Source organism: Streptomyces sp. NPDC002790 (genome assembly GCF_040295505.1).
Taxonomy (GTDB): domain Bacteria; phylum Actinomycetota; class Actinomycetes; order Streptomycetales; family Streptomycetaceae; genus Streptomyces.
Genome location: NZ_JBEOVM010000018.1, coordinates 60,086 through 82,794 on the forward strand (window position 1 = coordinate 60,086; position 22,709 = coordinate 82,794).

Consider the following 22,709-nt stretch of genomic DNA (forward strand, 5'->3'; position numbering starts at 1 on the left):
ACCTGCTGTTACTTGCTGCGGCTGTAGTTCGGCGCCTCGACCGTCATCTGGATGTCGTGCGGGTGGCTCTCCTTGAGACCCGCCGACGTGATCCGGACGAACCTGCCGTTGCTCTGCAGCTCCGGAACCGTGCGCCCGCCGACGTAGAACATCGACTGGCGCAGGCCACCGGTGAGCTGGTGCACGACCGCGGACAGCGGGCCGCGGTAGGGCACCTGGCCCTCGATGCCCTCGGGGACGAGCTTGTCGTCGGAGGCGACACCCTCCTGGAAGTACCGGTCCTTGGAGAAGGACCGCTGCTCGCCGCGCGTCTGCATGGCGCCCAGCGAACCCATGCCGCGGTACGACTTGAACTGCTTGCCGTTGATGAAGAGCAGCTCGCCCGGGGACTCCTCGCAGCCCGCGAGCAGCGAGCCGAGCATCACGGTGTCGGCGCCGGCTACGAGCGCCTTGGCGATGTCACCGGAGTACTGCAGGCCACCGTCGCCGATGACCGGGACACCGGCCTCCCGGGCGGCGAGGGACGCCTCGTAGATGGCCGTGACCTGCGGGACGCCGATACCGGCGACGACACGCGTGGTGCAGATCGAGCCCGGTCCGACACCGACCTTGATGCCGTCGGCACCGGAGTCGACGAGCATCTTGGCGCCGTCACGGGTGGCGATGTTGCCCCCGATGACGTCGACGCCGCCCGCGTTGGACTTGACCTTGGCGACCATGTCACCGACGAGCCTCGAGTGCCCGTGCGCGGTGTCGACGACGATGAAGTCGACGCCCGCCTCGATGAGGGCCTGGGCGCGCTCGAAGGCGTCACCGGCCACACCCACCGCGGCGCCGACGAGCAGCCGACCCCCGGAGTCCTTCGCGGCGTTCGGGTACTGCTCGGCCTTCTTGAAGTCCTTGACCGTGATGAGGCCCTTGAGGAGGCCCGCGTCGTCGACCAGCGGAAGCTTCTCGATCTTGTGGCGGCGCAGCAGCTCCATCGCGTCGACGCCGGAGATGCCGACCTTGCCCGTGACGAGCGGCATCGGCGTCATGACCTCGCGGACCTGACGGCTGCGGTCGTTCTCGAAAGCGATGTCGCGGTTGGTGACGATGCCGAGCAGCTTGCCGCCGCCGTCGGTCACCGGCACACCGGAGATGCGGAACTTCGCGCAGATCGCGTCGGCCTCGGCGAGCGTCGCGTCCGGGTGCACCGTGATCGGGTCGGTGACCATGCCGGACTCGGAGCGCTTCACGAGGTCCACCTGGTTCGCCTGGTCGGCGATCGACAGGTTGCGGTGCAGGACACCCACGCCACCCTGCCGCGCCATGGCGATCGCCATGCGGGACTCGGTGACCTTGTCCATCGCGGCGGACAGCAGCGGGATGTTCACCCGTACGTTCTTCGAGACGTGCGAGGCGGTGTCGATCTGGTCGGGCGCCATGTCCGACGCGCCCGGCAGCAGCAGCACGTCGTCGTAGGTCAGCCCGAGCGTCGCGAATTTCTCGGGCACTCCGTCGACGTTTGCAGTCATGACACCTTCCCCAAATGGCCTTGATCGGTGCGGATGTCCATGCTAACGGCCCGCGGGGGTGTCTCATTCCACGATCAAGATCATCGGCGCACTTTGTACGTTTACACGTACACGTCAGGGGGATGTGCCACTGCTCCGCGAGCGCCCCGCCACCTACTGCTCGGCGAGCGCCCGGAGCCTGCTCAACGCCCGGTGCTGCGCCACGCGCACGGCGCCGGGTGACATGCCCAACATCTGCCCGGTCTCCTCCGCGGTGAGCCCGACGGCGATACGCAGCAGGAGCAGCTCCCGCTGGTTCTGCGGAAGGTTGGCGAGCAACTGCTTGGCCCACGCGGCGTCGCTGTTCAACAGCGCCCGCTCCTCCGGGCCGAGGGAGTCGTCGGGCCGCTCGGGCATCTCGTCGGAGGGCACCGCCGTGGACCCGGGGCCGCGCATGGCCGCCCGCTGCAGATCGGCGACCTTGTGCGCGGCGATGGCGAAGACGAAGGCCTCGAAGGGCCGCCCGGTGTCCTTGTAGCGCGGCAGCGCGAGCAGCACCGCGACGCAGACCTCCTGGGCGAGATCCTCCACGAAGTGCCGCGCGTCACCCGGGAGTCGGGAAAGACGCGTGCGGCAGTAGCGGATCGCGAGGGGGTGGACATGCGCGAGCAGATCGTGCGTGGCCTGCTCGTCGCCGTCCACGGCGCGGCCGACGAGCGTACCGATGACCCCCTGGGGAGTCGCTGCCTCGTCGTCACGCATCGGTCCATGGTGCCCCGACGCCTTTCGGTCCGAGACACCGTGCCCGTAGTTGTGCACCGAAGCGTTATGAGCAGGTGCGCCGGAACTCATCTCCTGCGCCCTCCCCTCTCGCTGACCCTGCTCACCCGACTCGTCCCCGAGGAACTCCACACCCCCAAGGATGCGGCATCGCGCGCGAAGCGTCGAAAAGTCGCGGCGCGACGGGCCGGAGCGGCGTCCCTCACGGCGGGTCCACCGCGCCCCGAAGGGCGCGGAGGCGTGCCGATCAGCGGCTCGTCGTCAGCGAACCAGGCCCCAGCGGAACCCGAGCGCCACCGCGTGCGCACGGTCCGAGGCGCCGAGCTTCTTGAACAGGCGACGCGCGTGCGTCTTGACCGTGTCCTCGGAGAGGAACAGCTCGCGCCCGATCTCGGCGTTGGACCGCCCGTGGCTCATGCCCTCGAGCACCTGGATCTCCCGCGCGGTGAGCGTGGGGGCGGCCCCCATCTCGGCCGAGCGCAGTCTGCGCGGCGCGAGCCGCCAGGTCGGGTCGGCGAGCGCCTGCGTCACCGTGGCCCGCAGCTCGGCGCGCGAGGCGTCCTTGTGCAGATAGCCGCGGGCGCCGGCGGCGACCGCCAGGGCCACCCCGTCCAGATCCTCGGCCACGGTGAGCATGATGATGCGCGCACCGGGATCGGCGGAGAGCAGCCGCCGCACTGTCTCGACGCCGCCCAGACCGGGCATGCGTACGTCCATCAGAATCAGGTCCGAGCGATCGGCGCCCCAGCGGCGGAGTACTTCCTCGCCGTTGGCCGCGGTCGTCACGCGCTCGACGCCGGGCACGGTCGCGACCGCGCGGCGCAGCGCCTCTCGGGCAAGCGGGGAGTCGTCGCAGACGAGGACGGATGTCATGACCGTCCTCCGCAGCTGATGCGCGTCACCTTGAGCCTCCAGGCTGTGTACGAATCGTCACCTGTGCGGTCGACATTCAACAAGGCAATCGGACACTTGCCCGAGCACTTGCTCCTTCAACCGCCTCCGCACTCTCAACGACGGTCACTCGAAAGAGTTACGGGTCGGACGACCTCCTTCGGCACTCTACGTGAGGGCGCGAACACGGTGCGGACAGCGCGGCGGACCCACAACGTTTCATCACAACCCATGCCCCATTTGGAAGGTTTTCCTTCCTTTTACTGGTATCTGTAGCTAGATTCGCAATGAGTCATATTTTCATCTCCTTAGACAGTAGATGTACGGTCATGTGCACCGCATCCACGTCTGAACGGCTACAAGGGGACACAGCAATGGCAGATTTCTCCCGCCTACCCGGACCGAACGCCGATCTGTGGGACTGGCAGCTCCTCGCGGCCTGCCGCGGGGTGGACAGCTCGCTCTTCTTCCACCCGGAGGGCGAACGTGGGGCGGCTCGCAGCGCCCGTGAGAACTCGGCCAAGGAGGTCTGCATGAGGTGCCCGGTGCGCGCGGAGTGCGCTGCTCACGCCCTACAGGTGCGTGAGCCGTACGGCGTGTGGGGCGGCCTGACGGAGGACGAGCGCGAAGAGCTCATGGGGCGGGCCCGCAACCGGCTCGTCACCGCGTCGGCCCCGAGTGGAGGACAGGCCGCCACAAGCGGCGCGCACAACTGAAGGAACGTTTCTGCACGCATCTGAACGGCCCGCGGAGGCGGGGCGCGCCGAGCCGCGCCCGCCTCCGCGTTCAGTGCGGGGCGGACCTGTTCAGCGTGTCGCGGCCTTCGCGAGGTGGTCGAGGGTCGCGCGGACCGCGGGCACCTGGGCCAGATCGGGCAGGGTGAGCGCGACGATCTCGCGGCGCACGGCGGGCTCGACGGTCACTGTGCGTGCACCCTTGGGCCGAACGGACTCGATGGCCAGTTCGGGGAGGACCGCCACGCCGAGCCCGGCGCTCACGAGTCCGACCACCGCCGGGTAGTCGTCCGTCGCGAAGTCGATGCGCGGGGCGAACCCCGCTCCCCTGCACACCTCGACCAGCTGGCGGCGGCAGCGCGGGCAGCCCGCGATCCACGGCTCGTCCGCGAACGCGTCGATGGTGACCGAGCCCGCCCCGGCCAGCGCGTGCCCCTCGGGGACGAGGCCCACGAGCCGGTCCGCGAACAGCGTCCGTACGACGAGGTCGTCCCAGTCCTCCGCGGCGTGCGCACCCTCGTAGCGGAAGGCAAGCGCGACGTCGCAGTCGCCCTCGCGCAGCATCTCCACGGAGCGCGGCGGCTCGGCCTCCACCAGGGACACGCGCGTGCCGGGGTGCTCGGCGCGCAGGGCGGCGAGTGCGGCGGGGACGAGCGTCGAGCTGCCGCTGGGGAAGGACACGAGCCGGACCCGGCCCGCCCGCAGCCCGGCGATGGCGGCGACCTCCTCCTCGGCGGCGGTGAGCCCGGCGAGGATGCCCGACGCGTGCCGCACGAGGGCCTCGCCGGCCTGCGTCAGGCGCATCTCGCGGCCGGTGCGGATCAGCAGCGGGGTGCCGGCCGAGGACTCCAGGGCCTTCATCTGCTGACTCACGGCGGGCTGGGTGCAGCCCAGCTCGCGGGCTGCCGCGGAGAAGGAGCCGGTGGCGGCGACGGCGCGCAGGACACGGAGATGACGAGCCTCGATCACCCCTCAAGCATAAGGGACGCTTGGATATCGCGCCGAATAACGCATGGCGACTTTGGGTCCGGGTCCCGTAGCGTTCCGCGCATGAAGCTTCTGTCGCTGAATCTGGGGCGGCCCGAGCCCGCCGAGTACACGGACCAGCCCGAGGGGGTCACGGGCATCGACAAGCGGCCCGTCACCGGTCCCGTGCGGGTGTCGGCGCCGGGCCCCGAGGGGACCGGCGCGAGCGGGCTCGCCGGGGACGCGGTGTGCGACCTGCGGCACCACGGCGGGGACCATCAGGCCGTGTACGCGTACGCGCGTGAGGACCTGGACGCGTGGAGCAAGGAGCTCGGCCGGCCGCTGCCCAGCGGCACGTTCGGCGAGAACCTCACGACGGAGGGGGTCGACGTGTCGGGCGCGCAGATCGGCGAACGCTGGCGCGTCGGTGCCGAGTTGGTCCTGGAGGTCACATCGGGCCGCATCCCGTGCCGGACCTTCCAGGGGCATCTGGGCGAGCGGGGCTGGGTGAAGCGGTTCACGCGGGAGGGGGTGCCGGGGGCGTACTTCCGGGTGATCGAACCGGGCGAGATACGGGTGGGCGATCCCATCGAGATCGTGCACCGGCCCGAGCACGGGGTGACGGTGGCGGTGCAGTTCCGGGCGGTGACGACTGAGCGGGGGTTGCTGCCGAGGTTGTTGGAGGCGGGTGGGGCGCTTCACCCGGAGGCGTTGCGCTCCGCGCGGGAGTACGTCGAGAAGTACGGCTCGTAGCCATCGTTGCGGTCGACCGCTCCCACGCCACGGGGCTCCGCCCCGGACCCCGCGCCTCAAACGCCGGCGGGGCTGAAAGAATTCGTGCTCATTAGCCTTGGGGCATGACTACCGCTCTGATCACCGGATCCACCGCAGGCATCGGCGCCGCGTTCGCACGGCGGCTCGGCGCGGACGGGCACAACCTGGTGCTCGTCGCGCGCGACACCGAGCGGCTGCACGAGCAGGCGACAGAGCTGCACGACCGGCACGGCATCGAGGCCGAGGTGCTCACCGCCGACCTGGCCACGGATGACGGAATCGCGGCGGTCGAGGCCCGGCTGACGGACCGTAAGGCCGCGGTCGATCTACTCGTCAACAACGCCGGGTTCGGCAACAAGGGGCAGTACCTGGAAGTCCCGATGGCCGACGAGCTGACGATGCTGAAGGTGCACTGCGAGGCGGTGCTGCGGCTGACGTCGGCGGCCGTGGGGGCGATGCGCGAGCGCGGTCGCGGCGGCGTGGTGAACGTGGCGTCGGTGGCGGCCTTCGTGCCGCGCGGCACGTACGGCGCCTCGAAGGCGTGGGTCGTGCAGTTCACGCAGGGCGCGGCGAAGGATCTCGCGGGCAGCGGGGTGCGGTTGATGGCGCTGTGCCCCGGGTTCGTCCGTACGGAGTTCCATCAGCGGGCCGGGATGGGCACGGGCAACATTCCGAAGTGGATGTGGCTCGACGCGGACAAGTTGGTGGCGGCGGCGCTGGGCGATCTGGCCCGCGGCAAGTCGCTGTCGATCCCGGACCCGCGGTACAAGGCGCTTATGGGTGTGGTGAAGGTGACGCCGCGCGTGCTTTTGGGCGGGGTCACGTCCCGCACGGGCCGCAAGTACGGTCCCCAGTAACGGTCGTCCGTCCCCACGTCACGGGGCTCCGCCCCGGACCCCGCGCCTCAAACGCCGGCGGGGCTTGATGTGCCGAGGCCCGGCCCCCCGCGACGGGGAGCCGGGCCTCGGTCGGCGGCCGCCTGAGCGGCAGCGAATCAGTGCGAGTGGCCGTGCCCGTGGCCCGCGGCCTCGGGCTCCTCGTCGGCCGGCTTCTCGACGACCAGGGTCTCGGTCGTGAGCAGCAGGGAGGCGATGGAGGCGGCGTTCTCCAGGGCGGAGCGCGTGACCTTGACCGGGTCGATGACACCGGCCTTGACCAGGTCGACGTAGTCGCCGGTCGAGGCGTTGTAGCCGTTGCCGTTCTCGAGCTCCTTGACCTTGGAGACGATCACGTAGCCCTCCTGGCCGGCGTTCTCGCCGATCCAGCGGAGCGGCTCGACGACGGCGCGGCGGACCACGGCGACACCGGTGGCCTCGTCGCCGACCTTGCCGAGCGAGTCGTCGAGGACCTTGGAGGCGTGCACCAGAGCGGAGCCACCACCGGAGACGATGCCCTCCTCGACCGCGGCGCGGGTCGCGGAGATGGCGTCCTCCAGACGGTGCTTCTTCTCCTTGAGCTCGACCTCGGTGGCCGCACCGACGCGGATGACGCAGACGCCACCGGCCAGCTTGGCCAGGCGCTCCTGCAGCTTCTCGCGGTCCCAGTCCGAGTCCGTGTTCTCGATCTCGGCCTTGATCTGCGCGACGCGGCCCTTGACGTCCTCGGCCTTGCCGCCACCGTCGACGAGCGTGGTGTCGTCCTTGGTGATGGTCACGCGGCGCGCGGTGCCGAGCACCTCGAGACCGGCCTGGTCGAGCTTGAGGCCGACCTCCTCGGCGATGACGGTGGCACCGGTGAGGGTGGCCAGGTCCTGCAGCATCGCCTTGCGGCGGTCACCGAAGCCGGGGGCCTTCACGGCGACGGCGTTGAACGTGCCGCGGATCTTGTTCACGACCAGGGTCGACAGGGCCTCGCCCTCGACGTCCTCGGCGATGATCAGGAGCGGCTTGGAGCCACCGTTCTGGATGACCTTCTCCAGGAGCGGGAGCATGTCCTGGATCGAGCCGATCTTGCCCTGGTGGATCAGGATGTACGGGTCGTCGAGGACGGCCTCCATACGCTCTTGGTCGGTGACGAAGTACGGGGACAGGTAGCCCTTGTCGAAGGCCATGCCCTCGGTGAAGTCGAGCTCCAGGCCGAAGGTGTTGGACTCCTCGACGGTGATGACACCGTCCTTGCCGACCTTGTCCATCGCCTCGGCGATGAGCTCGCCGACCTGGTTGTCCTGGGCGGACAGACCGGCGACGGCCGCGATGTCGGACTTGTCGTCGATCGGGCGGGCGGTCGCGAGGAGCTCCTCGGACACGGCCTTGACCGCGGCGTCGATGCCCTTCTTCAGGGCGGCCGGGGAGGCGCCGGCGGCAACGTTGCGCAGGCCTTCCTTGACCAGGGCCTGGGCGAGCACGGTGGCGGTGGTCGTACCGTCACCCGCGATGTCGTTGGTCTTGGTCGCCACCTCCTTCACCAGCTGCGCGCCGAGGTTCTCGTACGGGTCCTCGACCTCGACCTCACGGGCGATCGTGACGCCGTCGTTGGTGATGGTGGGGGCACCGAACTTCTTGTCGATGACGACGTTGCGGCCCTTGGGGCCGATCGTCACCTTGACCGTGTCGGCAAGCTTGTTGACGCCGCGCTCGAGGGCGCGACGGGCGTCCTCGTCGAACTTCAGGATCTTCGCCATGGAGCTGAGTCAGTCCTCTCGAAAAAACGAACCGCGCCCCTCGCACCCGGCAATATCAGCGGGGGCCAGGGGCGCGGTTCAAAGCATTCTGCTTCAGTGAAGCCGGGAAAGCTCGGGTGAATTACTTCTCGACGATCGCGAGCACGTCGCGAGCCGAGAGGACGAGGTACTCGTCGCCGTTGTACTTCACCTCGGTGCCGCCGTACTTGCTGTACAGCACGACATCGCCGACCTTGACGTCGAGCGGAAGACGCTCGCCGTTCTCGAAGCGGCCCGGGCCCACGGCGAGGACAGCACCCTCCTGGGGCTTCTCCTTCGCGGTGTCCGGAATGACCAGGCCAGAGGCCGTGGTCTGCTCGGCGTCGAGCGGCTGGACCACAATGCGGTCCTCAAGCGGCTTGATGGCAACCTTGGAGCTGGTGGTCGTCACGATCCGGTCTCCCCCTTCGGAGATCTCACGGGGTTAACAGTCTGGGGTGGCGACCAGGTGGATCCGTCGTCGCGGGTGCCGGACCTGCCCGTCGCTGTTGGCACTCTCCAGTGGTGAGTGCCAGAACCGAGACTATGACCGCGATTAGCACTCGGTCAAGCGGACTGCTAATCGACACCGTCGCGGGTCGCCGGATCACAGGTAGTCCTCCAGCCTCCCGACCGTGAGTCCCGCCTGCCGTACGCGGTCCAGCAGCCGGGCGGCCGCCTCCTGCCGCATCCCGTGGACCGGGAGGATGTCGCCGGGCCGCGGGGTGCCCCGCGGCTCGCGCCACAGGACGATCGCGTCGACCGCGCACGCGCCCGCCGCCAGCAGCGTGCTCCCGTCGTACGCGCCCGAAGGCGGGTGGAGGAGGCGGGGCGCCGTCCCGAAGCGGGCCTCGATGCGGTCGCGCTGACCGCAGATCTCGGCGTGCTGCTCCACGTATCCGAGGCCGGGCAGGAGGACGTGGGTGAGGGTGCGGTTCTGCACCTGGGCGCCCAGGGACGGGCCCCCATCGCCCCCACCGCCCGCGGCGCCCGCGAGGAAGAGCGAGACCGGGACGTGGCGATCGCGGAACGGTCCGATACCTTCCGCGCCCTGCCCGGCCCCGCCCTCGTACGCCAGGAAGACCACCCTGTCGGCGGTGGGGACGCGGGAGACGATCGGTGGGACGGTCCGCTGCGGGCCGGCCCGCGAACCGGACGCCGTCCGCTCGGCCGGGATGGCGCCCCGTGCGCACCCGGTGAGGAGTGCTGCGGCCAGGGCGCAGCCGAGCAGCCGCGCCCATGGCCCGCGCGGTGTCACAGGTAGTCCTCCAGGCGCGCCACCGCGTACCCCCTGTCGGTGAGGTACTTCATGAGGTTCCGGATCATGTCGGGCATCGTGCCCTTCCAGTCCTTCCGGCCCCTGAAGTGCGTGAGCAGGATGTCGCCCGGATGGATGCTGCGGTCCCACTCGCGGTAGTCCATGCGGTCCACGAACGCCTCGGCGTTCCAGATCGGGGCGTACTCGATGCCGCAGGCCTTGGCGGCGCGCAGGGTGTCCTGGTTGTAGTCGCCGAAGGGCGGGCGGAAGAGCTTGGGCCTGTGGCCGTACTTCTTCTCGATGACGTTCTGCATGCCGCAGATCTCGTGCTTCTGGCGGGCGTACGAGAGGGCGGGCAGGTAGGGGTGGGTGAGTGTGTGGTTGTCGAGGGTGATGCCGCGGGCCTGCATTTTCTTGAAGTAGCCGTATCCGGGCCTGACTTCGGAGTCGGTCAGGAACGCCGTGTACGGGATCCGCAGCTCGCTCATCATCTTCAGGAACCGCGGATCCTTCTCGGCCCCGTCGTCGATGGTGAGGAAGACGACCTTGTCCTTGGTCGGGATCGACGTGAACACGGGCGGCAGGCCGAGTTCCTTCTGGCCGTCGACCTCGAAGCCCTTGCGCGCCTCGATGACCGGCTTCTTCGCCGGCGGGGCCGGGGCGGTGAGCGGCACGTCGGCGAGGCCCCAGCGTCTGGTCGCCGCGACGAGGGCGGTCCGCTGGGCGCGCAGCTTCGTCGCGTACGAGTCGAGGGCGCGGGCGGGGGCGCCCTGGAGGCCCTTCTGCGCCTGCTGGCCGGGGGCCGGCCGCACCGGCTCGGGGTCGCCGCCGGCCGCGCATCCCGTGGCGAGGGCGGAGGCGGCGAGCAACGCGCTCAAGAGACGGACGCCGCGTCTCTTCCTGACCAGCTTTCGGGCGCTTTCTTCGTTTTGTCGTACTAGTTGCATGGCGCCGGATCCTGGCAGCTCGCGGGCCCGTTCCCGGGCCGACACCGCCGCCTGGCGCGCACCGTCGCCCGCCTGGCCCACAATGGACCGGGTGAGTTCCTCCCCTTCGCCCGACGCCTTCTCCGCCCTCCTGTCCCCCGAGGGCCTGGCCCTGCTCGACGAACTCCGGGATCACGATCCGGCCCAGGAGCTCGCCCTCGCCACGAGGCTGCGCCGCGAGCATCCCGCCGAGCTCGTCTCGGCCGCGCTCGCCCAGGCGCGGCTGCGGCAGCGGGCCGTCGCGAAGTTCGGGGCCGAGGACGCGGCCCGGATGTACTTCACGCCGAACGGGGTCGAGCAGGCGACGCGGACGCGCGTGGCGGAGTACCGGGCCGGGGCCTTCGAGCGGCTGGGCGTGCGCTCTGTCGCCGACCTGTGCTGCGGCATCGGCGGCGACGCGATCGCGCTCGCGCGCGCGGGGATCCGGGTGCTTGCCGTCGACCGGGATCCGCTGACGTGCGCGGTGGCGCGGGCGAACGCGGAGGCGCTCGGTCTCGCGGAGCTGATCGAGGTGCGTGAGGCGGACGTCACCGAGGTGGACACGTCCGCGTACGACGCGGTGTTCGTGGACCCCGCGCGGCGTGGTGGTCGGGGGCGCATCTTCGACCCCGAGGCGTACTCCCCTCCGTTGTCCTGGGCCGTGTCGGCCGCGCTCAAGGCGCCGCGCGCCGCGCTGAAGATCGCTCCCGGGATCCCGCACGAGGCGATCCCCGCGGAGGCTGATGCCGAGTGGATCTCGGACGGGGGCGATGTGAAGGAGGCCGTGCTGTGGTTCGGCACGACCGCCGGGCGGATGCGGTCGACGCTGCTGCCGGGGCCGCGGGAGCTCGTCGGGCGGGGGCTGCCGGATCCCGAAGTGCGGCCTGTGGGGCGGTACTTGTACGAGCCGGACGGTGCGGTGATCCGGGCGCATCTGGTGGCCGAGGTGGCCGAGGAGGTCGGGGGCGGGCTCGTCGACGAGACGATCGCGTATGTGACGGGGGACGAGTTGCGGCCCACGGCGTACGCCGTCGCGTACGAGATCACCGATCAACTTCCGTTCAACGTGAAGAAGTTGAAGGTGTTGCTGCGGGAGCGGGAGGTCGGGGTGCTGACCGTGAAGAAGCGGGGGTCGGCGGTGGAGCCGGAGGAGTTGCGGCGGAAGGCAATGCCTAAGCCCTTCGGGAAGCGGGCGGTGACGGTGTTCCTCACACGGGTTGCGGGGGCGCCCACGATGCTCATCGGCGCCCCGGTGGGTTGACGCCACGGGGCTCCGCCCCGGACCCCGCGCCTCAAACGCCGGCGGGGCTGTAAAAGGCGGGGCGCTGCCCCGGACCCCGCGGGCTCTCGTCGAAAGTACGGGCTTGAAAGATCGGGGCTCCGCCCCGGACCCAGCTGCTCAATCGCCGCAGGGGCTTGATAGGCCCACCCGTCGCCGGGGTTTGATGTGGCCCGCTTCGCCGCAGGCGAGGCCCGGGCCCCGCCCATCTCCCACCGCCCGCCCCCTCCGGGGGCGTCGGCCGCGTGGGGTGCGGCACCCCGCTGCAGGCAATCTGCCGCCCGCACGGCTCCCGGCCCATTGCGGTCGGCCGCGCCCCGCCTTGGGCAACGTGCCGCGGCACGACTCCCCACCCATGCGGTCGACCGCACCCGCCTTGGGTGGCCTCCCGCCCGCACGGCTCCCCACCCGTTACGGTCGGCCGCCGCCTTGGGCAATCTGCCGCCTGGGGCGGCAGGGTGGGCATGGCGGCGCCACGGTGCCGCGTGCCGAGACGACGAGCCCGGACCCGGAGAGGCTGCGCATGACGTTCGACCACAACGATCACTATCACCGGTTGCTGACCCGCCAGTTGCCCGCCGGAGGGCGCACCGCGCTCGATGTCGGCTGCGGCACCGGCCGGTTCGCGCGGCGGCTCGTGGCGCACGGGTACCGGGTCGACGCACTCGACCCGGACCCGGCGACGCTCGCCGTGGCGGAGGCCACCGGTGGCGGGCCGCGTTACCGCCTCGCCGATGCCGCGGAGGCCGAACTCCCGCCCGGCCACTACGACGTGATCAGCTGCCTGGCGAGCCTGCACCACATGCCGTTCGAGACACTCACCCGATTCCGCGAGGCCCTCGCGCCCGGCGGCAGGCTGCTCGTGCTCGGTTGCTACGACGGCGTGACGCCGTGGGACGTGGTCGCGTCCCCGGCGAACGCGGTGGCGCGTCTCTCCGTTCACGTGGGTGAGCGTGCGCGCGGAGGCGGAGTCCGTACTGCTCCGCCGCGACCGCCGGTGCGGCAGCCGGAGATGCGGCTGCCGGAGGTTCGCCGGGAGGCGGCGCGACTGCTGCCGGGCAGCGAGGTGCGTCAACTGCTGTACTGGCGCTACCTGTTGACGTACACGGCGGACACAGCAGACACGGCGGACAGCCGCTAGGCCGCCTCGAACCGCCAGCGGTGAACCGCCCGTGCCACCAAATCGGCGCCCGGTTCCGGGAGTTCGGGCAACTCCGCGTCGTACTCGGCGTCCCACCACGTGATGACGAGGACCCGGTCCTGCGGGGCGCGGAACGTCTCGCGGCGCTCCGGTTCGCGGTCGAGGACCTGGGACTTGGCCCAGGCGAGCAGCTCCTCGCCACGACCGTCGACGGCCCTGGCCTCCCACATCAGCGCGACCGTCATGAGTACAGGTTCTCCTTGCTGACCTCGTGCACGTGGTCGTGATGGTGGTGGCCGGGGACGTGCGGCTCCGTCACCGGGAGCGAGGAGTCCGCGGACAGGTCCCAGCAGGAGGACGGCCGGTTGCGGGCCACCATCTCCGCGCCGAGCGCCGCGACCATCGCGCCGTTGTCCGTGCACAGCTTGGGGCGCGGCACGCGCAGCCGGATCCCGGCCCGCTCGCAGCGCTCCTGGGCCAACGCACGCAGCCGCGAGTTGGCGGCCACACCGCCGCCGATCATGAGGTGGTCGACGCCCTCGTCCTTGCAGGCACGCACCGCCTTGCGCGTCAGCACGTCCACGACGGCCTCCTGGAAGGACGCCGACACGTCGCGCACCGGCACGTCCTCCCCCTCCGCCCGCTTGGCCTCGATCCAGCGGGCCACGGAGGTCTTGAGGCCCGAGAAGGAGAAGTCGTAGGCCGGGTCGCGAGGGCCCGTGAGCCCGCGCGGGAAGGCGATCGCGGTCGGGTCGCCCTCCTTCGCGTACCGGTCGATGACGGGCCCGCCCGGGAAGCCGAGGTTGAGCACGCGGGCGATCTTGTCGAAGGCCTCGCCCGCCGCGTCGTCGATGGTCGCGCCGAGCGGCCGTACGTCGGAGGTGATGTCGGTGGAGAGCAGCAGAGAGGAGTGGCCGCCCGACACCAGCAGCGCCATCGTCGGCTCGGGCAGCGTGCCGTGCTCCAGCTGGTCGACGCAGATGTGCGAGGCCAGGTGGTTGACGCCGTAGAGCGGCTTGTCGAGCGCGTACGCGTACGCCTTCGCGGCCGAGACGCCGACGAGCAGCGCGCCCGCGAGGCCGGGGCCCGCCGTGACGGAGATGCCGTCGAGGTCCTTCGCCGTGACGCCCGCGTCCTTCAGGGCGCGCTGGATCGTGGGGACCATCGCCTCCAGGTGCGCGCGGGAGGCGACCTCGGGGACGACGCCGCCGAAGCGGGCGTGTTCGTCGACGCTGGAGGCGACGGCGTCGGCGAGCAGGGTGGTGCCGCGGACGATGCCGACGCCGGTCTCGTCGCAGGAGGTCTCGATGCCGAGGACGAGCGGTTCGTCAGCCATGGTTCTTCTCTTCGCTCACTGAGTCACTTGCGGTGGTGGTGTTCAGGCGCATCACGAGCGCGTCCACGTTGCCGGGCTGGTAGTAGCCGCGCCGGAAGCCGATCGACTCGAAGCCGAAGCGCTCGTACAGCTTCTGCGCCCGCGTGTTGTCGACGCGTACTTCGAGCATCACCTGGTCGACGTCGAAGGCGGTGGCGTGCCGCAGCAGTTCGGTGAGCAGCCGGGCGCCGAGCCCGGTGCCCCAGTGGTCGCGGGCGGCGGCGATGGTCTGGATGTCGGCCCCCGCGGCGGAGCCGCTGTCGGACGCGGTGCCGGAGGCGGCGACGCCCCCGTACCCGACCAGCTTCTCGTCCTCGTACGCGACGACATAGCGCCGCGTGGAACCGAGGCCGCGGGCGTGCGCAAGCTCGGACCAGAACATGCCGCGCGACCAGGCGTCGTCCGGGAAGAGCGCCTTCTCCAGGGCGAGCACGGGGTCGATGTCCCACCAGCGCATCTCGCGCAGCGATACGTCCACGGCTGTCACTTGGGGGTGACCACCTTGTAGTTCTTGGGGACCTGCGCGTCGGGGCGGCGCAGGTAGAGGGGGCGCGGTTCGAGGAGTTCCTCGCCCGCGGCCAGCTTCTCGGCGACGAGGGCGGCGAGCGCCGCGGCCGACACGTTCTGGGGCCCGCGCGCGTCCGGGAAGGTGTCCGGGTAGAGCAGCGCGCCGGCGCCGACGGCGGGCAGCCCCGCCACGTCGGAGGCGATGCCGGCGGGCCGGTCGACGGCGGGCTCGGTGACCCGGGTGCGCCCGTTCTCGTAGCGCGCCCAGTACACCTCCTTGCGCCGCGCGTCGGTGGCGACGACGAAGGGCCCCTTGACGTCCCGCGCCTCGTACGCGAGCCCGTCGAGCGTGCACACGCCGTGCACGGGCACGCCGAGCGCGAGCCCGAACGTGTCGGCGGTCATCAGGCCGACACGCAGCCCTGTGTACGGTCCCGGGCCCACGCCCACGACGATCCCGGTGACGGCGTCGAGCCGCAGGCCGGCCTCGGCGAGCACCCGGTCGACGGCGGGCAACAGCAGTTCCCCGTGTCTGCGGGCGTCCACCTGATTCGACTCGGCCACGACGGAGGTCCCGTCGTACAGGGCGACGGTGACGGCGGGGGTGGCGGTATCCAGCGCGAGCAACAGCACGCGAACAGCCTACGACCACAGAAGGGCGGACACGTCCGTACTTCCGGCTAGGCCGGGGTGCCGGGGCTCGACTGCTACCGTCACCCTGAGGTTCGTACTTGAGAGGCAGGCACCTGGTGGCACGGAGCAGCACCGGATTCGTGACCGCGCTCACGGCGGGATCACTCGTCGTGGTCGGCTTCCTCGCCTACCAGGCGTCGGCGAGCGCGCCCTCCGACCTCGCCGAGAAGAAGGCGGGCTCCTCGCCCTCCGCCTCGGCGTCGAAGACACCCAAGAAGAAGACGGACCCGAAGGCGCTGCCCGCGGGCTCCGGCAAGGGCGAGCGCGTCGTGTACGCGCTGGGCGGTGACCGGGTGTGGGTGGTCGACGCGGGCAACAAGACGGAGTCGACGTTCCGGGTGACGCCCGGCACGGTGGACCCGGCGCCCGGCTCGTACACGGTGACCTCCCGCTCCGGCTCCATCACCGGCACGGACGGCGTCCCGATCGAGCACGTGGTCCGCTTCGCCAATACGAACGGCGTGGCGATCGGCTTCAGCGCGGCCGTCAACGGCTCGACGGCCGCCCCCGACCCCGGCAAGCAGACCGGCGGCATCCGCGAATCCCGCAAGGACGCCGACACGCTGTGGCAGTTCGCGACGATCGGCGTAAAGGTCGTCGTCGTCAAGTAATTCGGCCCCTGATCCAAGCCCCGGGCCGGGGAAAATCAAGCCCCGCCGGCACTTGAGGCGCGGGGTCCGGGGCAACGCCCCGCGTCCGCAACGCCGTCACGGCGCGACGATTCCCGCCGAACCGGCGGAGCAGGCGGCGTAGAAACCACCCGCGCCGCCGCACAGGACGCAAGCAGCTCCGCCATCGACACGTTGTGTTCTGAAGCCGACATGGACGCCTCCCGAGGGCCGGAGCAGCCGTAGTTAGGTAGACCTAACCAGTACCGAACCCCCATGTGAACACGCCGAAGCCACGCCGCGCAAGAATTTGCCGACGCCCTGTCGGGATACCTGTCGGGATACGCCCCGCCCCCGCGACCGATCAGCCCGCCAACGACCCCAGGTCCGCCCCGGCCCACCGCTCCCCGATCCCGCTGAACGTCACGACCCGCACCTCGTCGGTCGTGTCCCCCGTGGCCCGGTCGATGATCACGTGAAGCCGGTCGTCGGACAGCTCCTCGACCTTGCCGTCGCCCCACTCCACGACGACCACGGAACCCGGCAGGGACACGTCGAGGTCGAGGTCCTCCATCTCGTCGAGCCCGCCTCCGAGCCGATACGCGTCGACGTGCACCAGGGCGGGCCCCTCGCCGAGCGGCGGATGCACGCGGGCGATCACGAAGGTCGGCGAGGTCACCGCGCCGCGTACACCCAGGCCCGCACCGAGCCCGCGGGTCAGCGTCGTCTTGCCCGCGCCCAGCTCACCGGTGAGCATCACGAGGTCGCCGGGGCGCAGCTGTTTGGCCAGGGCGAGCCCCAACTCCCGCATCTGGTCCGGGGAGTTGACGGTGACGGTGACCGTGCTGACGGGGGTTTCCCGAGCGGTGGCGGGCTCAGCCGCCGGGCTGTGCGGTGTTGCCGGTGTCTCCATAAATCCCCACGGTAGCGGCTGTCGGCACCGCTCCCGCACGCACCAAAAGGTCCGCGAGGCGGTCCGTCACGACCTCGGGGTGCTCCAGCATCACGAGGTGCCCCGCGTCCGGCACCAGCACGTACTCGGCGTCCGGCAGCAGCGCCGCGATCGCCTCGCTGTGGTCGCTCGGCGTGACCAGGTCGCGCTCCCCCGCGAGGACGAGCGCGGGCAGGTCCGCGAAGTGCGCCAGGGCGTCCGCCTTGTCGTGGTCCCCGAACGCCGGGTAGAACTCGGCGACCACGTCGATCGGCGTCCCCTCGATCATCCGCTCGGCGAACCGGGCGACGGCCGGGTCGACGTCCCGCGAGGCGAACGAGTACCGCTTGATGATCCCGGCGAACAGGTCGGCCGTCGCGCGGCGCCCCTTCTCCACGAGGTCCGCCCGCTGCCCGAGCGCATTCAGTACGCCGGGCAGCACCCGCCGCACCGCGTTCACCCCGGCCATCGGGAGCCCGTAGTTGACCTCGCCGAGCTTCCCCGACGACGTACCGATGAGGGCGACGCCCACGACCCGGTCGCGGATCAGCTCGGGGCACCGGTCGGCGAGCGCCATGACGGTCATGCCGCCCATGGAGTGGCCGACGAGGACGAGCGGCCCCTCGGGCGCGGCCGCGTCGATGACGGCCAGCAGGTCGCCGCCGAGCCGGTCGATGGAGACGGGCACCCCGTCCTCGACCTGCTCGGCGCCCCGCCCCGAACGCCCGTGGCTGCGCTGGTCCCAGTACACGCAGCGGACGACGCCGCGCAGGGCCGCGCGCTGGAAGTGCCAGGAGTCCTGACCCAGGCAGTAGCCGTGACTGAAGACGACGGTGACGGGCGCCGGGTTCTTGCGGCCGAACAGGCGGCGCCGACGGGACCCGGAGGGCTCCGGCTCCGCCTCGTCGACCTCGTAGTACAGCTCCGTGCCGTCCTCCGCGTACGCCTTTCCCGGCACGCCGCGCAGCGCTCCGTAGGGCCCCGACGCGTCGAGGGCGAGCCGCGCCTTCCTGCGCATCCCGCGGCCCACGGTCAGCCGCTCGATGGCGACGCCCGCGGCGGCCCCGGCCGCGACCACGCCTATGGCGGCGCCCGCGAGGCCGGCCCGCCGCCAGTTCCCCGACGCGGCCTGTTCAGCCGCTTCGACGACGGCCGCCGTGGCCGGTGCGCTGCTCTCGCTCACGTGCCGCTCCCTGCTCCGCGTCCTGCCTGTCGCCCGGTGTCGGGTGACCCGTTTCGTTGTTGCTTCACATGGTGGCGGCTCGGACCGCCGTGTCGGTGGACCTTCAAGCCGTGACGCCGGTCACGCGCGCGTGGCGCCGCCTTCTTCGTCGCCGCTTCCTTCGTCTATGCAGTCGCCGCTTTCTGCGTCTACGTAGACGCGCGGTACGCGGGATCCGATGCGCGTGACGATCTCGTACGCGATGGTGCCCGACGCGACCGCCCAGTCCTCGGCGGTCGGCTCGCCGCCGTCACCGGGTCCGAAGAGCACCGCCTCGTCCCCCGCGGCCGGTTCGTCGCCACCGAGGTCGACGACGAACTGGTCCATGGCCACGCGGCCCGCGATCGTGCGCCGCTTGCCGCCGATCAGGACCGGGGCCGTGCCGGACGCGTGCCGCGGGATGCCGTCCGCGTAGCCCAAGGGGACGAGGCCGAGCGTCGTCTCGCCCGGTGTGACGTAGTGATGCCCGTAACTGACGCCGAGTCCACCCGGCGCGTGCTTCACGAGCGCGAGGCTCGCCTTCAGCGTCATGACGGGGCGAAGCCCGAAGTCGCCGGGCGTGCCGACCTCGGGGCTCGGCGAGATCCCGTACATCGCGATGCCGGGGCGCACGAGGTCGAAGTGTGTCTCGGGAAGGGTCAGCGTCCCCGGCGAGTTGGCGATGTGCCGGACCTCCGGTGTGACGCCCTCGCCCTCCGCGTACGCGACCATCTCCCGGAAGGTGGTCAGCTGGGCGGCGATGGACGGGTGCCCCGGCTCGTCGGCGCACGCGAAGTGCGACCAGAGCCCGGTGACGTTCACGAACCCGTCCCGCTGCGCCTTCAGCGCCTCCCGTACGAGCTCGGGCCAGTCGCCGGGCAGGCATCCGTTCCGCCCGAGGCCTGTGTCGGCCTTGAGCTGGATACGGGCGACCCGGCCCGCCGCGCGCGCGGCGTCGGCGACCTCCCGCAGCGCCCACATGCCGCTCACCGACATGTCCAGATCGGCCTCGATGCCCGCCCGCCAGGGCCCGCCCGGCACCCACAGCCAGCACATGATGCGCCCGGTGAGACCCGCCGCGCGCAGTTCGAGCGCCTCCTCCGCGGTGGCGGCCCCCAGCCATTCGGCCCCCGCGCCCTTGGCGGCGCGCGCGACCGGAAGCATGCCGTGCCCGTACCCGTCCGCCTTCACGACCGCCATGAACGCGGCCCCGGGCGCGTGGTCCCGCAGGGCGCGCACATTGGCCTTGAGGGCGGCCAGATCGATCTCGGCGCGGGCGCGGAGCGGGGCAGTCACGTTCTCGTTCATGGTGAGGTCAGTGTCTCAGAGGGGTGTGACATCACATCCGTTGGCCGATCCGGCACCCGTCGCTCCGGCCGGAGCGACGGCCCTGCGGGACACTCGATGGCATGCGACTCGCTCACGACGTAGAGACGGTCCGATCCGCCGAGCGCGCCCTCATGGCGCGGCTGCCCGAGGGCGCGCTGATGCGGCGCGCGGCGGCGGGTCTCGCCACCGCCTGCGCCGATCTGCTCGGCAAGGTGTACGGATCCCGGGTCGTCCTCCTGGTCGGCAGCGGGGACAACGGGGGCGACGCCCTGTACGCGGGCGCCCGCCTGGCCCGGCGCGGCGCGGGCGTCACGGCGCTGCTGCTCTCCCCCGAGCGCGCGCACCCCGGGGGCCTCGCGGCGCTGCGCGCGGCGGGCGGCACGCTCCTCGACGCGCAGGACGAGCACGCCACGGAACGCGTTGGCCGCGCCGACCTCGTCGTCGACGGCATCGTGGGCATCGGCGGCAAGGGCGGCCTGCGCCCCCGCGCGGCCGAACTGGCCGACGCGGCACGGGGCACCGTCGTGGCCGTCGACCTTCCGAGCGGCGTCGACGCCGACACCGGTGAGGTGCGCGGCGCGGCGGTGCGGGCGGACGCGACCGTCACCTTCGGCACGTACAAGCCGGGCCTCCTCATCGACCCGGCGCGGGAGTACGCGGGCGCGCTCCGCCTCGTCGACATCGGCCTCGAACTCACCCCTTCCGAAACGTGTCTCGAGGCGCTCCAGTACGCGGACGTCGCGACCCTGCTCCCCGAACCCACCGGCGAGAGCGACAAGTACCGGCGCGGCGTCGTCGGCATCGTCGCCGGCTCGGCGCGCTACCCCGGCGCGGCGGTCCTGGCGGTGGCGGGCGCGCTGCACGGCGGCGCGGGGGCCGTCCGGTACGTGGGCCCGGCCGCGGACGCGGTGCTGGCCCGCTTCCCGGAGACGCTCGTCTCGGCCGGGCCACCGGCGAAGGCGGGCCGGGTCCAGGCGTGGGTGATCGGCCCCGGTCTCGGCGACGACCCGTCGGGCCTGCACGACGTCCTGGCCTCGGACGTCCCGGTGCTGATCGACGCGGACGGGCTGCGCCTCGCCGACCCGGCGACGGTCCGCGCCCGCACGGCGCCCACCGTGCTGACCCCGCACGCCGGGGAGGCGGCCGCGCTGCTCGGTGCGACCCGCGACCAGGTGGAGACCGAACGCCTGGCATCCGTAAGGGAGTTGGCGGCCCGCTATGCCGCCACGGTCCTCCTGAAGGGCTCGACGACCCTGGTCTCGCCGCCGGACGAGACCCGCCCGGCCCGTGCGAACCCCACCGGCACCCCGTGGCTCGCCACGGCCGGCAGCGGCGACGTCCTCTCCGGCCTGACCGGCTCCCTGCTCGCGGCGGGCCTGCACCCCCTGGACGCGGCCTCGGCGGGCGCGTACCTGCACGGTCTGGCGGCCCGGCACGCGGCGCAGGGCGCGCCGGTGTCCGCACAGGACGTGGCGGGGGCGCTGCGGAGCGCCTGGCAGGACGTCACGGAAAACCACTTCGCCTGACGCCACTCCGTTGCTACCGTCGTCGACGACCGTGCAGTCACAGCTGGGAGGTGAGACCCGTGAACGCAGTCACCCATGGGTGCTCCCTCAGCTCGTCACGGTCCGGCGGCTGACAGCAGGTGTCGCCGGGAGCGCCCCGTAGATCTCACGATCGAGGGCCTCCGAAAGGGGACACCGATGACCACAAACAGCACCCGCCCCACAGCCCCTCCCCCACTCGTCGTCACCCGCGTCGCCGACCACCAATGGCACGCGCTGGAGAACGACGAGGTGATCGGCCGCGGTCACGCCGCGCACCGGCCCGACGGCCGCCTCTTCATCAGCGTCGACGCCTGGCACGACACCGCGTTCGCGGCCCTGGCCGAGACGCTGCTCACGGACCTGCCGGGCCCGCTGCACACCGTCGTCGACGAGAACGACACCGAACTGACGTCGAAATGGCGGGAGTTCGGCTTCACGGTCGGCCGCGGCGAGTGGGAGTACGAAGTACCCACCGACCCCGCCGTCACGGGACTCGGCGCGGTGCGCCCGCCCGCGGACGTCGCCGTCGTCCCGTACGGCGCGGCCGACGAGGCGCGGCTGCGCGCCCTCGACCGTACGGTCCGGGACGAGGTCGAGGCCACGGTCGGCTGGCGCACCATGCCCGCCGAGGTGCGTCCGCTGCCGCCGGGCGTCACCGTCGTCGACCCCACGAAGTACACCGCGGCCGAGGCCCCGGACGGCGCCTACCTGGGCCTGTTGCGCCTGGCGACGGCCACCCGGCGCCCCCGCATCGGCCTGCTCGCGGTCCGCACCGACGCGCGGCGCCGCGGCATCGCGCGGGCCCTCCTGGCCGACGTACTGAACACCCTGCACCGCTCCGGCGCCGAGGCCGCGTCGGCCGAGGTGGACGAGTCGAACGAAGCGGCCACTGCCCTCTTCGACGGCATCGGGGCGCGGCGCGTGAACCGCGCGCTGGAGCTGGTCCGATGACAAAGAACACTCAAGGCGGCGTCCACGCCGAAGGCACCGTCGTCGAGTGCCTGCGCAGCGCGATGTTCACGGTGGAGCTCGACAACGGGCACCGGGTCCTCGCGCACGTCAGCGGCAAGATCCGCAAGAACTACATCAAGATCCTGCTGGCGGACCGGGTCCAGGTCGAGATCACGCCGTACGACCTGACACGGGGCCGCATCGTGTTCCGCCACCGGGCGTAGGGGCTGCCAGTGGTGGCCGAAGGGGCGGGCGGTCTACCCCTCGGCCACCACTACCGCCGACGCGACCCCCGCGTCGTGGCTCAGCGACACATGGAACCCCCGCACGCCCAGTTCCGCCGCCCGCGCGGCCACCGTCCCGGTCACCCGGAGCCGCGGCTGCCCGCTCTCCTCGACCCACACCTCCGCGTCGGTCCAGCGCAGCCCGGCCGGCGCGCCGAGCGCCTTGGCGACGGCCTCCTTCGCGGCGAACCGGGCGGCGAGCGAGGCGATCCCGCGCCGCTCCCCGCTGGGCAGCAGCAGCTCGTCGTCCAGGAAGAGGCGCTCGGCCATGCTCGGCGTACGCTCCAGCGACGCCGCGAACCGCTCGATCTCGGCCACGTCGATACCGACCCCGATGATGCTCATGCAGCAGACCTTACGG

Annotated in this window: 25 protein-coding genes; 9 read left to right on the forward strand and 16 right to left on the reverse strand. The window is 71.7% G+C overall.

The window, feature by feature from the left end:
* Nucleotides 1–8: 8 nt before the first annotated feature.
* From guaB to ABT004_RS12070, 3 genes are all read right to left on the reverse strand, one after another.
* Complete coding sequence (guaB, locus tag ABT004_RS12060) at nucleotides 9–1,517, reverse strand: IMP dehydrogenase (RefSeq protein ID WP_351334595.1); 1,509 nt, start codon at nucleotides 1,515–1,517, stop codon at nucleotides 9–11.
* Between the two features lie 153 nt (nucleotides 1,518–1,670).
* Nucleotides 1,671–2,258 carry a sigma-70 family RNA polymerase sigma factor gene (locus ABT004_RS12065; protein ID WP_351334597.1) on the reverse strand — a complete coding sequence of 196 codons (588 nt, stop codon included), beginning with the start codon at nucleotides 2,256–2,258 and terminating at the stop codon, nucleotides 1,671–1,673.
* A gap of 279 nt (nucleotides 2,259–2,537) precedes the next feature.
* Complete coding sequence (locus ABT004_RS12070; RefSeq protein ID WP_003948568.1) at nucleotides 2,538–3,149, reverse strand: response regulator transcription factor; 612 nt, start codon at nucleotides 3,147–3,149, stop codon at nucleotides 2,538–2,540.
* 392 nt (nucleotides 3,150–3,541) lie between these two features.
* Between ABT004_RS12070 and ABT004_RS12075 the strand changes: the two genes are divergently transcribed.
* Complete coding sequence (locus ABT004_RS12075) at nucleotides 3,542–3,883, forward strand: WhiB family transcriptional regulator (protein WP_266713167.1); 342 nt, start codon at nucleotides 3,542–3,544, stop codon at nucleotides 3,881–3,883.
* A 90-nt stretch (nucleotides 3,884–3,973) separates the two neighbouring features.
* Here ABT004_RS12075 and ABT004_RS12080 read toward each other — a convergent pair whose 3' ends face one another.
* Nucleotides 3,974–4,870, reverse strand: a complete 897-nt coding sequence (locus ABT004_RS12080) for a LysR family transcriptional regulator (RefSeq protein WP_351334601.1) — start codon at nucleotides 4,868–4,870, stop codon at nucleotides 3,974–3,976.
* A gap of 81 nt (nucleotides 4,871–4,951) precedes the next feature.
* Between ABT004_RS12080 and ABT004_RS12085 the strand changes: the two genes are divergently transcribed.
* Both ABT004_RS12085 and ABT004_RS12090 read left to right on the forward strand, forming a co-directional pair.
* Complete coding sequence (locus ABT004_RS12085; RefSeq protein ID WP_351334603.1) at nucleotides 4,952–5,620, forward strand: MOSC domain-containing protein; 669 nt, start codon at nucleotides 4,952–4,954, stop codon at nucleotides 5,618–5,620.
* A gap of 104 nt (nucleotides 5,621–5,724) precedes the next feature.
* Nucleotides 5,725–6,498: an SDR family NAD(P)-dependent oxidoreductase gene (locus tag ABT004_RS12090; protein ID WP_351334605.1), complete on the forward strand. Its 774-nt coding sequence runs from the start codon at nucleotides 5,725–5,727 to the stop codon at nucleotides 6,496–6,498.
* Nucleotides 6,499–6,635: 137 nt separating this feature from the next.
* Here ABT004_RS12090 and groL read toward each other — a convergent pair whose 3' ends face one another.
* From groL to ABT004_RS12110, 4 genes are all read right to left on the reverse strand, one after another.
* Nucleotides 6,636–8,261, reverse strand: a complete 1,626-nt coding sequence (gene groL / locus ABT004_RS12095) for a chaperonin GroEL (protein ID WP_351334607.1) — start codon at nucleotides 8,259–8,261, stop codon at nucleotides 6,636–6,638.
* Between the two features lie 121 nt (nucleotides 8,262–8,382).
* On the reverse strand, nucleotides 8,383–8,691 hold the full coding sequence (gene groES, locus ABT004_RS12100; RefSeq protein ID WP_018528412.1) for a co-chaperone GroES: 309 nt from the start codon (nucleotides 8,689–8,691) through the stop codon (nucleotides 8,383–8,385).
* Between the two features lie 195 nt (nucleotides 8,692–8,886).
* The gene (locus tag ABT004_RS12105) at nucleotides 8,887–9,537 is read right to left on the reverse strand and encodes a polysaccharide deacetylase family protein (protein ID WP_351334610.1); all 651 of its coding nucleotides are present in this window, start codon (nucleotides 9,535–9,537) and stop codon (nucleotides 8,887–8,889) included.
* Nucleotides 9,534–10,484: a polysaccharide deacetylase family protein gene (locus ABT004_RS12110; RefSeq protein WP_351334612.1), complete on the reverse strand. Its 951-nt coding sequence runs from the start codon at nucleotides 10,482–10,484 to the stop codon at nucleotides 9,534–9,536. Before ABT004_RS12110 ends, ABT004_RS12105 begins: the two co-directional genes overlap by 4 nt.
* Before the next feature lie 82 nt (nucleotides 10,485–10,566).
* Between ABT004_RS12110 and ABT004_RS12115 the strand changes: the two genes are divergently transcribed.
* Nucleotides 10,567–11,763, forward strand: coding sequence for a class I SAM-dependent methyltransferase (locus ABT004_RS12115; RefSeq protein ID WP_351334683.1), 1,197 nt, complete (start codon nucleotides 10,567–10,569; stop codon nucleotides 11,761–11,763).
* 541 nt (nucleotides 11,764–12,304) lie between these two features.
* Nucleotides 12,305–12,922, forward strand: a complete 618-nt coding sequence (locus tag ABT004_RS12120; protein ID WP_351334615.1) for a class I SAM-dependent methyltransferase — start codon at nucleotides 12,305–12,307, stop codon at nucleotides 12,920–12,922.
* On the opposite strand, the gene ABT004_RS12125 is transcribed toward ABT004_RS12120, so the two are convergent.
* Genes ABT004_RS12125 through tsaB form a run of 4 tightly spaced genes read right to left on the reverse strand, consistent with a single transcriptional unit; the run spans nucleotide 12,919 to nucleotide 15,437 of the window.
* The gene (locus ABT004_RS12125) at nucleotides 12,919–13,167 is read right to left on the reverse strand and encodes a hypothetical protein (RefSeq protein ID WP_351334618.1); all 249 of its coding nucleotides are present in this window, start codon (nucleotides 13,165–13,167) and stop codon (nucleotides 12,919–12,921) included. The two genes, ABT004_RS12120 and ABT004_RS12125, sit on opposite strands and share 4 nt — an antisense overlap.
* A complete protein-coding gene (tsaD, locus tag ABT004_RS12130) occupies nucleotides 13,164–14,258 on the reverse strand; it encodes a tRNA (adenosine(37)-N6)-threonylcarbamoyltransferase complex transferase subunit TsaD (RefSeq protein WP_351334621.1) in 1,095 nt (364 codons plus the stop codon). Before tsaD ends, ABT004_RS12125 begins: the two co-directional genes overlap by 4 nt.
* The gene (rimI, locus tag ABT004_RS12135; RefSeq protein WP_451189826.1) at nucleotides 14,251–14,754 is read right to left on the reverse strand and encodes a ribosomal protein S18-alanine N-acetyltransferase; all 504 of its coding nucleotides are present in this window, start codon (nucleotides 14,752–14,754) and stop codon (nucleotides 14,251–14,253) included. Before rimI ends, tsaD begins: the two co-directional genes overlap by 8 nt.
* Nucleotides 14,755–14,780: 26 nt before the next feature.
* Entirely contained in the window at nucleotides 14,781–15,437 is a 657-nt protein-coding gene (tsaB, locus tag ABT004_RS12140; RefSeq protein ID WP_351334626.1) for a tRNA (adenosine(37)-N6)-threonylcarbamoyltransferase complex dimerization subunit type 1 TsaB, read from the reverse strand.
* Between the two features lie 116 nt (nucleotides 15,438–15,553).
* Here tsaB and ABT004_RS12145 point away from each other — a divergent pair, with 116 nt between their 5' ends.
* Complete coding sequence (locus tag ABT004_RS12145) at nucleotides 15,554–16,108, forward strand: hypothetical protein (RefSeq protein ID WP_351334629.1); 555 nt, start codon at nucleotides 15,554–15,556, stop codon at nucleotides 16,106–16,108.
* A 361-nt stretch (nucleotides 16,109–16,469) separates the two neighbouring features.
* Here ABT004_RS12145 and tsaE read toward each other — a convergent pair whose 3' ends face one another.
* The 3 genes from tsaE to alr form a co-directional block, all read right to left on the reverse strand.
* Nucleotides 16,470–17,018 (reverse strand): tRNA (adenosine(37)-N6)-threonylcarbamoyltransferase complex ATPase subunit type 1 TsaE, encoded by a 549-nt coding sequence (tsaE, locus tag ABT004_RS12150; protein WP_351334631.1) that lies wholly within the window; start codon nucleotides 17,016–17,018, stop codon nucleotides 16,470–16,472.
* On the reverse strand, nucleotides 16,981–18,219 hold the full coding sequence (locus ABT004_RS12155; RefSeq protein WP_351334634.1) for an alpha/beta fold hydrolase: 1,239 nt from the start codon (nucleotides 18,217–18,219) through the stop codon (nucleotides 16,981–16,983). Before ABT004_RS12155 ends, tsaE begins: the two co-directional genes overlap by 38 nt.
* A 120-nt stretch (nucleotides 18,220–18,339) precedes the next feature.
* Complete coding sequence (gene alr, locus ABT004_RS12160) at nucleotides 18,340–19,545, reverse strand: alanine racemase (RefSeq protein ID WP_351334637.1); 1,206 nt, start codon at nucleotides 19,543–19,545, stop codon at nucleotides 18,340–18,342.
* 101 nt (nucleotides 19,546–19,646) lie between these two features.
* Between alr and ABT004_RS12165 the strand changes: the two genes are divergently transcribed.
* The 3 genes from ABT004_RS12165 (at nucleotide 19,647) to infA (ending at nucleotide 22,288) form a co-directional block, all read left to right on the forward strand.
* Nucleotides 19,647–21,092, forward strand: coding sequence for an NAD(P)H-hydrate dehydratase (locus tag ABT004_RS12165; protein WP_351334640.1), 1,446 nt, complete (start codon nucleotides 19,647–19,649; stop codon nucleotides 21,090–21,092).
* A 177-nt stretch (nucleotides 21,093–21,269) separates the two neighbouring features.
* Nucleotides 21,270–22,064: a GNAT family N-acetyltransferase gene (locus tag ABT004_RS12170; RefSeq protein WP_351334643.1), complete on the forward strand. Its 795-nt coding sequence runs from the start codon at nucleotides 21,270–21,272 to the stop codon at nucleotides 22,062–22,064.
* Complete coding sequence (gene infA / locus ABT004_RS12175; protein WP_351334645.1) at nucleotides 22,061–22,288, forward strand: translation initiation factor IF-1; 228 nt, start codon at nucleotides 22,061–22,063, stop codon at nucleotides 22,286–22,288. The genes ABT004_RS12170 and infA overlap by 4 nt, the downstream gene beginning before the upstream one ends.
* A gap of 33 nt (nucleotides 22,289–22,321) precedes the next feature.
* On the opposite strand, the gene ABT004_RS12180 is transcribed toward infA, so the two are convergent.
* Nucleotides 22,322–22,693: a holo-ACP synthase gene (locus ABT004_RS12180; RefSeq protein WP_266713129.1), complete on the reverse strand. Its 372-nt coding sequence runs from the start codon at nucleotides 22,691–22,693 to the stop codon at nucleotides 22,322–22,324.
* Between the last annotated feature and the right edge of the window lie 16 nt (nucleotides 22,694–22,709).

Coding starts and splice junctions, on each gene's coding strand:
- guaB (WP_351334595.1), bottom strand. CDS start 1,517: ATGACTGCAAACGTCGACGGAGTGCCCGAGAAATTCGCGACGCTCGGG.
- ABT004_RS12065 (WP_351334597.1), bottom strand. CDS start 2,258: ATGCGTGACGACGAGGCAGCGACTCCCCAGGGGGTCATCGGTACGCTC.
- ABT004_RS12070 (WP_003948568.1), bottom strand. CDS start 3,149: ATGACATCCGTCCTCGTCTGCGACGACTCCCCGCTTGCCCGAGAGGCG.
- ABT004_RS12075 (WP_266713167.1), top strand. CDS start 3,542: ATGGCAGATTTCTCCCGCCTACCCGGACCGAACGCCGATCTGTGGGAC.
- ABT004_RS12085 (WP_351334603.1), top strand. CDS start 4,952: ATGAAGCTTCTGTCGCTGAATCTGGGGCGGCCCGAGCCCGCCGAGTAC.
- ABT004_RS12090 (WP_351334605.1), top strand. CDS start 5,725: ATGACTACCGCTCTGATCACCGGATCCACCGCAGGCATCGGCGCCGCG.
- groL (WP_351334607.1), bottom strand. CDS start 8,261: ATGGCGAAGATCCTGAAGTTCGACGAGGACGCCCGTCGCGCCCTCGAG.
- ABT004_RS12110 (WP_351334612.1), bottom strand. CDS start 10,484: ATGCAACTAGTACGACAAAACGAAGAAAGCGCCCGAAAGCTGGTCAGG.
- ABT004_RS12115 (WP_351334683.1), top strand. CDS start 10,567: ATGGACCGGGTGAGTTCCTCCCCTTCGCCCGACGCCTTCTCCGCCCTC.
- ABT004_RS12120 (WP_351334615.1), top strand. CDS start 12,305: ATGACGTTCGACCACAACGATCACTATCACCGGTTGCTGACCCGCCAG.
- ABT004_RS12125 (WP_351334618.1), bottom strand. CDS start 13,167: ATGACGGTCGCGCTGATGTGGGAGGCCAGGGCCGTCGACGGTCGTGGC.
- tsaD (WP_351334621.1), bottom strand. CDS start 14,258: ATGGCTGACGAACCGCTCGTCCTCGGCATCGAGACCTCCTGCGACGAG.
- rimI (WP_451189826.1), bottom strand. CDS start 14,754: ATGCGCTGGTGGGACATCGACCCCGTGCTCGCCCTGGAGAAGGCGCTC.
- tsaE (WP_351334631.1), bottom strand. CDS start 17,018: ATGGAGACACCGGCAACACCGCACAGCCCGGCGGCTGAGCCCGCCACC.
- alr (WP_351334637.1), bottom strand. CDS start 19,545: ATGAACGAGAACGTGACTGCCCCGCTCCGCGCCCGCGCCGAGATCGAT.
- ABT004_RS12165 (WP_351334640.1), top strand. CDS start 19,647: ATGCGACTCGCTCACGACGTAGAGACGGTCCGATCCGCCGAGCGCGCC.
- ABT004_RS12170 (WP_351334643.1), top strand. CDS start 21,270: ATGACCACAAACAGCACCCGCCCCACAGCCCCTCCCCCACTCGTCGTC.
- infA (WP_351334645.1), top strand. CDS start 22,061: ATGACAAAGAACACTCAAGGCGGCGTCCACGCCGAAGGCACCGTCGTC.
- ABT004_RS12180 (WP_266713129.1), bottom strand. CDS start 22,693: ATGAGCATCATCGGGGTCGGTATCGACGTGGCCGAGATCGAGCGGTTC.